This window comes from Halomonas urumqiensis (assembly GCF_003028575.1).
Taxonomy (GTDB): domain Bacteria; phylum Pseudomonadota; class Gammaproteobacteria; order Pseudomonadales; family Halomonadaceae; genus Halomonas; species Halomonas urumqiensis.
On record NZ_PYUD01000001.1, the window covers coordinates 618,636 to 627,134 of the forward strand.

The following is an 8,499-nucleotide window of genomic DNA, read 5'->3' on the forward strand; positions in this document are numbered from 1 at the left end:
TACAATATGGCAACGCTATCTTGCCCCTCCACCCGGATCACGCCCATGCATTGCCCCTTCTGCGGAACCCACGACACCAAGGTCACAGACTCGCGGTTGGTGGCCGAGGGCGACCAGGTGCGGCGGCGTCGCCAGTGCGTGTCCTGTGCCGAGCGCTTCACTACCTACGAAACCGCTGAACTGGTGATGCCTCGGGTGATCAAGGGCGACGGCTCCCGTGAGGCGTTCGATGTGATCAAGTTGCGTGCCGGCATGCTGCGCGCGCTGGAGAAACGTCCGGTGAGTGCCGAAGCCATTGAAGCTGCGGTAGAGCGCATTCGCCAGACGCTGCGCGCCCGGGGGGATCGCGAGATCCACGCCCGCGACATCGGCGAGGAGGTGATGCACGCCCTGAAGCGTCTCGACCAGGTGGCGTATATCCGCTTCGCTTCGGTCTACCGTAGCTTTCAGGACATCGACGAGTTCCGCGCCGAGATCGATCGTCTGGCGCAGGAGCCTAGCTTCCAACCCGACGACCCCAAGCGCTGACGCAGTACGTTGCTGCTTTTTTTGATCACTACCAGGGATACTCCATGGCCAAGCAGCCCCCAGAAGCCTGGATGGCCCGGGCGCTCGAATTGGCCCGTCGTGGCCGCTACACCACCCATCCCAATCCACGCGTGGGTTGCGTGCTGGTCAAGCACGACCGCGTGGTCGGTGAGGGCTGGCACGAGCGCGCCGGCGAACCGCATGCCGAGGTGCATGCGCTTCGCCAGGCCGCAGGCAACGCGCGTGGCGCCACCGCTTATGTGACGCTCGAGCCTTGCTCCCATCAGGGGCGTACCGGGCCCTGCGCGGTCGCGCTTATCGAGGCTGGCGTAGGCAAGGTAGAGGTGGCCATGGCCGACCCCAATCCGGCGGTGGCGGGGCGCGGCATCGCCATGCTGCGGGACGCCGGCATCGAGGTGGCACTCGGCCTGCTCGAAGACCAGGCACGCGAGCTCAATCCCGGGTTCATCATGCGCATGGACCATGGACGCCCCTATGTGCGTCTCAAGATGGCCATGAGCCTGGATGGCCGGACCGCCATGCGTTCCGGCGAGTCGCAGTGGATCACCGGCCCCGAGGCGCGCCGTGAGGTGCAGCGCCTGCGCGCCCGCGCAAGCGCGGTGATGACCGGCGTGGAATCGGTGATCTTCGACAACTCACGGCTGACCGTGCGCCCCGACCAGCTTGCGCTTCCCGATGCAGAGGCCATCGCCGCGCGCCAGCCGCTGCGGGTGGTGGTGGATACCCGGCTGCGCCTGCCCCAGGCGGCGGCTTGCCTGCGCGAGCCGGGGCGTACCCTGGCGGTGGCGGGCCTTGGCGTCGATGAAGAGCACCGCCAACGGCTCGAGGAAGCCGGCGCCGAAGTGCTGGAGATGCCCATCGGAGAACAGGGCCGCGTCGATCTGCATGCTCTTCTTACCCACCTGGCCGACGTGGAGCAGATCAACGACGTGTTGCTCGAGACCGGCGCGACCCTGGCTGGTGCCATGCTCGACGCCGGCCTGGTCGACGAGATGCACTTTTTCATGGCGCCGACGCTTCTCGGCGGCGAGGCGCGGCCCATGTTCGAGTTGCCCGGTCTTGCCACCATGGATCAACAGCGTCCGCTGGATATTCTCGACATACGTGCTGTGGGCCGCGACTGGCGGATCATCGCGCGGCCTCAGCGAAGCTCGCCACCAAAAGCCTGACAACAATTCTCATTCCGCTCTGGAGGTTTGGCCGTGGCCTCCGGTAAGCTTGCCGCCTCGCCACAAGGAATCCCGCATGTCTTCACACGCCACCGCCAACAGCTTTCATGCCTTGAAGCGCCTGCTGCGCTACGCCAGGGGCTACCGGCGCCGGATTATCGCGGCGACCGTCTGTTCGATCATCAACAAGCTCTTCGATATCGCCCCCGAGATCCTGATCGGCGTGGCGATCGACGTGGTGGTCAACCAGGAGCGCAGTTTCGTGGCGCGGGCAGGCTTCGAATCCGCCCAGGAACAGATATTCGTGCTGGCGGTGCTGACCTTCTTCATCTGGGCGGGGGAGTCGATCTTCGAGTACCTCTACCAGATCCTGTGGCGCAACCTCGCCCAGCGCCTGCAGGCCGACATGCGCCAGGATACCTACGAACACGCCCAGCGCCTGGACATGGCATTCTTCGAGTCGCGCAGCTCCGGCCAGCTGGTGGCCACCATGAACGACGACGTCAACCAGCTCGAGCGCTTCCTGGATGGCGGCGCCAACGCGCTGATCCAGGTGGGTGTCACCGTGGTGGCGGTGGGCGCGGTGTTCTTCGTCATTTCGCCGCTGATCGCGCTGCTCGCCTTCACGCCGATTCCGCTGATCATCTGGGGAGCCTTCTTCTTCCAGCGCAAGGCCGGCCCGCTGTATGCCGATGTGCGCGAGAAGGTCGGTGACCTGGCAAGCCGGCTCTCCAATAACCTGGCCGGCATCGCCACCATCAAGAGCTTCACCAGCGAGACTCGCGAGGCCGACCGGCTGCGCGAGGTCAGCGAAGCCTACGTGACCGCCAATCGCCGGGCGATTCGCGTCAGCTCGGCGTTCATCCCGGTGATCCGCATGGCGATTCTGGCCGGCTTCCTGGCGACCTTTACCGTGGGCGGCATGATGGCGCTGCGCGGCGACCTCAACGTTGGGGCCTACGGCGTGCTGGTGTTCCTTACCCAGCGCCTGCTGTGGCCGTTGACCGGGCTTGCCGAGGTGATCGACCTGTTCGAACGTGCCATGGCCAGCACCCGGCGCATTCTCGACCTGTTGGCGGTGCCGATCACCGTGCGCGACAACCACGACCGCTCGCTGGCCAAGCCGGTGCGCGGCGAGGTGAGCTTCGAGGCCGTGAGCTTTCGCTATGTCAGCAGCGGCGTGGGCGTCGACGGTATCAGCCTGCATGTGCCGGCGGGCCATACCCTGGCGCTGGTGGGCGCCACGGGCTCCGGTAAATCCACGCTGATCAAGCTGCTGCTGCGCTTCTACGACCCCAGCGCCGGTAACGTCTGCATCGATGGCCAGCCGATTGGCGAGGTGAGTCTGCGCTCGTTGCGCCAGTCGATTGGCCTGGTCAGCCAGGATGTCTACCTGTTCGAAGGTTCGGTACGCGACAACATCGCCTATGGCCGGCCCGAGGCCAGTGACGCCGAAGTGGTCGAGGCGGCGCGCACCGCCGAGGCTTGGGAGTTCATCCAGGCGTTGCCGGAAGGGCTCGGCACCGCCGTGGGCGAGCGCGGCGTGCGGCTCTCGGGTGGGCAGCGTCAACGGCTGTCGCTCGCTCGTGCGTTGCTCAAGGATCCGCCCATCCTCGTGCTGGACGAAGCCACCAGCGCGGTGGACAACGAAACCGAAGCGGCCATCCAGCGCTCGCTGCGCAAGATCGGCCACGGCCGCACGGTGATCATGATCGCCCACCGCCTCTCGACCATCGTTCATGCCGACGAAATCGTGGTGATCGAAGCGGGCCAGGTGGCCGAGCGCGGCACCCACCACAGTCTGCTGGCCGCCGATGGCCGCTACGCCGCCCAATGGCGCGTGCAGACCGGCGCGGTAGAGGAGCCCCCCGTCTTGACCTGATGCACGAATCCGCACAGCCCAGAGGCGCGTCAGTGCTTGTTCCACGCAGGGTTGTGGCCAAGACTGCAGAAGCGATCTCGTCCCGGGGTCGCGTTCGCTCGGGAGGTGGTGGCAATGTGCGTAACGGCAAGGGAATGTGATCGGCGGTGGGCGCGGAGGTGGCATCCACTGACGGCTGGCGTGGGCATGCTGCTTGCCGTTGCGTTGGTGTCGCCGCTTCAGGCGCAATCCGCGCCACTCTCCGCGGAGGATTCCGACCCCCGCACGCTGGGCTGGATGCAGGGCTTCCCGCCACCGCCAGATCGTATCATTGGCCAACCCGAAAGCAATTATTTCAGCTTCCCGAAACTGCGTTGGACGGTCTGCCATTTCCGCGAACTGCTACCGACGCGACAGGTGAGCCGTGGTCTGGGGGCGCCTACCACGCTGGAGTACGCACTCGATACGGGTATCGACGCCGTCACGTTCACACCATTGGGTGGGGATGCCCCCATGACCTGGAAGGCCTCTCTGACTGCCAATTACACCGATGGCCTGTTGATCATGCATCGGGGCAAGGTCGTCTATGAGCACTACGCCGGCTGCCTGGATGAGGCGGGCCAGCATGGCGCCATGTCGGTGACCAAATCGATGACGGGCCTGTTGGCGGAAATTCTCGTGGCCGAAGGTCAGCTGGACGAGACCGCCCAAGTGTCCAGCCTGATCCCGGAGCTTCGCGACAGCGCCTTCGGCAATGCCACGGTGCGTCAGGTCATGGAGATGACCACGGGGCTCGACTATAGCGAAGACTACGCCGACCCCGAGGCCGAAGTCTGGACCTATAGCGCCGCCGCCAGCCCGCTGCCCAAGCCCGAGGGCTACGTCGGACCTCGCACATATTTCGAGTACCTGGCCACCGTGCAAGCGCAAGGCAACCACGGCGACGCCTTCGGCTACAAGACCATCAATACCGATGCTCTGGGGTGGATCATCGCGCGCACGAGCGGGCATTCAGTGTCCGATCTGCTTGCGGCGCGTATCTGGGGCCCGATGGGAGCGGAGCAAGACGCCTACTACACGGTCGACTCCATCGGCACTCCCTTCGCGGGCGGCGGGCTGAGTGCCGGGTTGCGCGACCTGGCGCGCGTCGGGCAGCTTGTGCTCAACGAGGGCGAGCTCAATGGCCAGCGTTTGTTTCCTGCTGCAGCCATCGAACGGATACGCCAGGGAGGCGACAAGTCAGCGTTCGCCAAGGCTGGCTATGCCCTCTTGCCCGGAGCCAGCTATCGGGGCATGTGGTGGGTTCTGCACAACGAACATGGCGCCTTCGCGGCGCGTGGTGTACATGGCCAGACGATCTACATCGACCCAACCGCGGAGATGGTGATCGTGCGTTTCGCCTCGCATCCGGTGGCTGCCAATTCGGCCAACGATCCCACTTCACTGCCTGCGTATCAGGCCGTGGCCGACTACCTCATGACCAGCGAATAGTCCTATGCCAGTGGACGGGCACCAGCTGAAACCGGCTGGGGCCTCTGGTCTCATCCATTGGCATTCGCTATCATACGCCAGCGCTATTCGGCGCTTCTGCTACGGGCCTATAGCTCAGTTGGTTAGAGCAGGGGACTCATAATCCCTTGGTCGCTGGTTCGAGTCCAGCTGGGCCCACCAAATTCAGGTTTCATTGCATTCCAGAAAATGCCAATAGCCGCACCACAAGCGGCTTCGAAGGTCTTCCGCCGTTTCAAGAGATACCTCTGTGATGCTTGTCATGTCCCTATTAAAGGGGGGCATGAATGGGGGCATATTCTCTCGTTGCTCAGCAGGTGCCCCCATGAGCTATCGCCAGACGAACAAGTTGACCGCTACCGTCGTTCGCAACGCTAAGCCCCGCGATAAGACCTATCGGTTATCCGATGGGGGAGGGCTCTACTTGAAGGTGACGCCGAATGGAAGGAAGTACTGGCGGCTGAAGTACCGCTTCCACGGCAAGGAAAAGCGCTTGGCCATCGATGTCTATGGAGAGCGGGACGACAGAGTGCTGCTTGCTCAGCCTCGCACCACGCTGACAAGCACCCTCGCAGTGGGGGGAGGTCCCTAAAGAAATTGCGTAAGTCTTTCTACGTAAAGTAAAGGGAGGTTTTCCTACGCGGCATCTAGTACGCGCATTTCAACATGCAGCCCCGCTGCTACCACCATGTTCACCAGCGTATCGAGACCAAACAGGTGGATTTTGCCACGCATCAGATCGGACACCCTGGGTTGAGTGACGCCCAGCCGCTTTGCGGCTTCACCCTGGGTCCACCCCTTCCGGGCAATGTGCTGCTCAAGGGCCATCATCAGACCGGAGCGAAGCTTCATGTTTTCCGCTTCGGCGGCAGTGTCCTCAATGGCGTCCCACACGCTGTCGAATGTCTCATTACTCATTGTGTCACCTCGCTTAGCAAGTCGCGGTATCTGGCTTCAGCCAGATCGAGATCCGCCTTACTCGTCTTCTGGGTTTTCTTCTGGAAGCAGTGCAGGACATAGACAGCCTCGGCGAGCTTGGCGACGAAGATCACCCGAAACGCTCCGTTAGCGTCTCTGATGCGAATTTCCCGCACGCATTGACCAACGGTAGTCATTGGCTTCCAGTCTTTCGGCTCAAGCCCCCGTTGCACCTTGTCGAGCTGGTATCCCACTTCCTGTCGGGCTGTCGCTGGGAAAGCTCGAAGGTCGGCGAGAGCGCTACCTCGGAAATTTAGAGGTTTGTGTTCTGACATGTCGCATTTATACAACATTTTATATAAACACGCAATGCAGAGAGGCTTCCCCCTTCCGTACCTGAATTCAAGCAATAAGCGCAGAACCTGCGGTATCCAGGGCTCCTGTGTCGACGCCGGAGCTATAAGTCCGTATCCGTAAAGGGGGTGCGGCCTCGTGCGCGAAGACCATGCGGGCCGGCCGATGAAGGACTTCACGGGCATATCGCCTGGAAGGGCTCATGGCTCCACCCTTTCAAGGTTTGGGGCCTCAGGGAATCCCGCCACGAGTCAAACCAAAAAATGGACAGAGTAGCCATCCTGGGCTATAAATTTTACACAAATTGTTACTTTAGGCATTAAAAATATCAACAATGCAAGTACCTGAAAAATAATGAAAAAACTCATGACAGGGAATAATTCAAACAATGCAACAGCTCTTTTATGGCAATCCAGTTCCGCTGAATTCGCAGCGGCATCGCGACTTATCCTTGAAAACAAGCAAGAATTTTCGGTTCGCCCGACACGTGAACTCGTGTCCTGTCATGGCGGCGGAATTCTCTGCTGTTTCGGCTGAGTATCCCATTGTCTTCGCGGGGTCCGACGAGGCGGTATTGCCCGCTGTCGTTCTGGGAACGCGGGATGGTGAAAATCTCTATGTGGATAACGATGGGCGTTGGCGTGGCCACTACGTCCCAGCGTTTGTTCGTCGATATCCCTTTGTTTTTTCAAGTAACCCTGATGGCAAAACACTGGTCCTCAACATTGATGAGGAGTACGAGGAATTCAACCGGACAGGCCATGGGGAACGCTTGTTCGATGCTGATGGCAATCAGACTCAGTATCTTCAAACTATTCTTCGGTTTCTTCAGGAGTATCAGGCTCAGTTCCAGCGGACACAGGCTTTCTGTCAACAACTTCTGTCGCTCGATCTCCTGCAGCCCATGCAGGCACAGTTTACCCTCAACAGCGGTGAGAAGCGGACCCTGGGCGGATTCAGGGTCGTGGATCGTGAGAAGCTGAAAGCCCTTCCTTCCGAAGAGCTGGCCGGCATGTGCCGACGTGATGAGCTGGAGGTGCTCTACCTGCATTTGGCCTCCCAGCGACACTTCCGGGGCATGCTGGAGCATATGTCCTCACCCTCCGAATCTGAAGGTGCACTGGCCGAGCCGGTGACCAGCGCTGAATCCGAGGACATGGATGGTGGCGAAACGGAAGCCGTGGATGCGCTAGGCACTGGCAAGGATGATTCGGAAAAACTGGCCTCTTCATGATTCGCGGGATACTCGGGGACGCCATCAAGGCGGCACCGATCTGCATGACGCTGTTCTCTGGCCATGTTGTTGCCGATGCGGAATTCGACTGTGTCATGGACCCCGCGGAGGTGGTGCGCTTGGCCACTTCATCGGGGGGGATCATCGCGAGCATGGAGGCCGAGCGCGGAAGTGAGGTGCGTGCCGGGCAGCCGGTGGCTCACCTCTCTTCACAGGTGGAAGAAGCCAGCTTGAAGGTATTGGAGACACGCGCGGCAAACCTCACCGCCATCAATGCGCAGAGGGCAAGGCTGCGCTATCTCGAAGCCCGCCTTGAAAGGCTTCGAAGTTTGAATGCGCGCGGGTTGGGAACGTTGGATGAGTTGCAGGAGATCGAGGCCGAGGCCGAGGCCAGCCGAAATCTGCTGATGCAATCCGAAATCGAACGCGAGATCGCAGGGCAGGAGCTGGCACGCGCCAAGATCGCCTTGGAGACCTTGGTCTTGCGCAGCCCCATCGACGGTCTGGTGACAGAAAAGGCCCGCGCCGTCGGTGAATATCTCCACCCCGAATCGCATGTGGTGACCATCGTGGGGATGGACCCACTGCATGTAGAGACCTTCCTCCCAGTGATGATGTATGGGCGTATCGCTGAGGGAGATGTCGCCAGTGTCCGGCCAGCTGCTCCGGTCGAAGGGGAATACCAGGCTGAGGTCATCGTGGTGGACAAGGTGTTTGACGTAAGCGGCGGTTCCTTCGGGGTGCGGTTGTCGCTATCCAATCCCGATAACGAGTTGCCGGCCGGCCATCGTTGCGTCGTCGAGTTTGTGTTGAAAGCGCCGGGCTAACTCATCAAGAGAGGACGTTCATCATGGGTCTCATTGGCTCGTTTCCAAACCGGCGTGAAAGACGACGTGCGCAGGCAT

9 protein-coding genes and 1 tRNA gene are annotated in these 8,499 nt (G+C 61.5%); 8 read left to right on the top strand and 2 right to left on the bottom strand.

The window, feature by feature from the left end; all coding sequences use genetic code 11:
• The first annotated feature begins 45 nt into the window (after positions 1-45).
• The 6 genes from nrdR to C6V82_RS02685 all read left to right on the top strand — a co-directional run bounded on the left by nrdR (position 46) and on the right by C6V82_RS02685 (position 5,680).
• On the top strand, positions 46-528 hold the full coding sequence (gene nrdR / locus C6V82_RS02660) for a transcriptional regulator NrdR (protein WP_102589336.1): 483 nt from the start codon (positions 46-48) through the stop codon (positions 526-528).
• 44 nt (positions 529-572) lie between these two features.
• Positions 573-1,718, top strand: a complete 1,146-nt coding sequence (gene ribD, locus C6V82_RS02665; protein ID WP_102589337.1) for a bifunctional diaminohydroxyphosphoribosylaminopyrimidine deaminase/5-amino-6-(5-phosphoribosylamino)uracil reductase RibD — start codon at positions 573-575, stop codon at positions 1,716-1,718.
• A 76-nt stretch (positions 1,719-1,794) separates the two neighbouring features.
• The gene (locus C6V82_RS02670) at positions 1,795-3,600 is read left to right on the top strand and encodes an ABC transporter ATP-binding protein (protein ID WP_102589338.1); all 1,806 of its coding nucleotides are present in this window, start codon (positions 1,795-1,797) and stop codon (positions 3,598-3,600) included.
• A 186-nt stretch (positions 3,601-3,786) separates the two neighbouring features.
• Complete coding sequence (locus C6V82_RS02675) at positions 3,787-5,070, top strand: serine hydrolase domain-containing protein (RefSeq protein WP_102589339.1); 1,284 nt, start codon at positions 3,787-3,789, stop codon at positions 5,068-5,070.
• A 103-nt stretch (positions 5,071-5,173) separates the two neighbouring features.
• Positions 5,174-5,250 (top strand) — tRNA-Ile (locus C6V82_RS02680).
• A 163-nt stretch (positions 5,251-5,413) separates the two neighbouring features.
• Complete coding sequence (locus C6V82_RS02685) at positions 5,414-5,680, top strand: Arm DNA-binding domain-containing protein (RefSeq protein WP_102589709.1); 267 nt, start codon at positions 5,414-5,416, stop codon at positions 5,678-5,680.
• A 44-nt stretch (positions 5,681-5,724) separates the two neighbouring features.
• Here the strand turns inward: C6V82_RS02685 and C6V82_RS02690 are convergent, their stop codons facing one another.
• Positions 5,725-6,006, bottom strand: coding sequence for a helix-turn-helix domain-containing protein (locus C6V82_RS02690; protein WP_102589340.1), 282 nt, complete (start codon positions 6,004-6,006; stop codon positions 5,725-5,727).
• Positions 6,003-6,545, bottom strand: a complete 543-nt coding sequence (locus tag C6V82_RS18385) for a type II toxin-antitoxin system RelE/ParE family toxin (protein WP_338063303.1) — start codon at positions 6,543-6,545, stop codon at positions 6,003-6,005. Before C6V82_RS18385 ends, C6V82_RS02690 begins: the two co-directional genes overlap by 4 nt.
• Positions 6,546-6,748: 203 nt before the next feature.
• Between C6V82_RS18385 and C6V82_RS02700 the strand changes: the two genes are divergently transcribed.
• Complete coding sequence (locus C6V82_RS02700; RefSeq protein ID WP_102589341.1) at positions 6,749-7,594, top strand: SapC family protein; 846 nt, start codon at positions 6,749-6,751, stop codon at positions 7,592-7,594.
• Positions 7,591-8,421, top strand: a complete 831-nt coding sequence (locus C6V82_RS02705; RefSeq protein ID WP_102589342.1) for an efflux RND transporter periplasmic adaptor subunit — start codon at positions 7,591-7,593, stop codon at positions 8,419-8,421. Before C6V82_RS02700 ends, C6V82_RS02705 begins: the two co-directional genes overlap by 4 nt.
• Positions 8,422-8,499: the final 78 nt, after the last annotated feature.

What these genes read in the sequence shown, in the direction of transcription:
- nrdR (WP_102589336.1), top strand. Translation starts at nt 46, where the DNA reads ATGCATTGCCCCTTCTGCGGAACCCACGACACCAAGGTCACAGACTCG.
- ribD (WP_102589337.1), top strand. Translation starts at nt 573, where the DNA reads ATGGCCAAGCAGCCCCCAGAAGCCTGGATGGCCCGGGCGCTCGAATTG.
- C6V82_RS02670 (WP_102589338.1), top strand. Translation starts at nt 1,795, where the DNA reads ATGTCTTCACACGCCACCGCCAACAGCTTTCATGCCTTGAAGCGCCTG.
- C6V82_RS02675 (WP_102589339.1), top strand. Translation starts at nt 3,787, where the DNA reads ATGCTGCTTGCCGTTGCGTTGGTGTCGCCGCTTCAGGCGCAATCCGCG.
- C6V82_RS02685 (WP_102589709.1), top strand. Translation starts at nt 5,414, where the DNA reads ATGAGCTATCGCCAGACGAACAAGTTGACCGCTACCGTCGTTCGCAAC.
- C6V82_RS02690 (WP_102589340.1), bottom strand. Translation starts at nt 6,006, where the DNA reads ATGAGTAATGAGACATTCGACAGCGTGTGGGACGCCATTGAGGACACT.
- C6V82_RS18385 (WP_338063303.1), bottom strand. Translation starts at nt 6,545, where the DNA reads ATGCCCGTGAAGTCCTTCATCGGCCGGCCCGCATGGTCTTCGCGCACG.
- C6V82_RS02700 (WP_102589341.1), top strand. Translation starts at nt 6,749, where the DNA reads ATGCAACAGCTCTTTTATGGCAATCCAGTTCCGCTGAATTCGCAGCGG.
- C6V82_RS02705 (WP_102589342.1), top strand. Translation starts at nt 7,591, where the DNA reads ATGATTCGCGGGATACTCGGGGACGCCATCAAGGCGGCACCGATCTGC.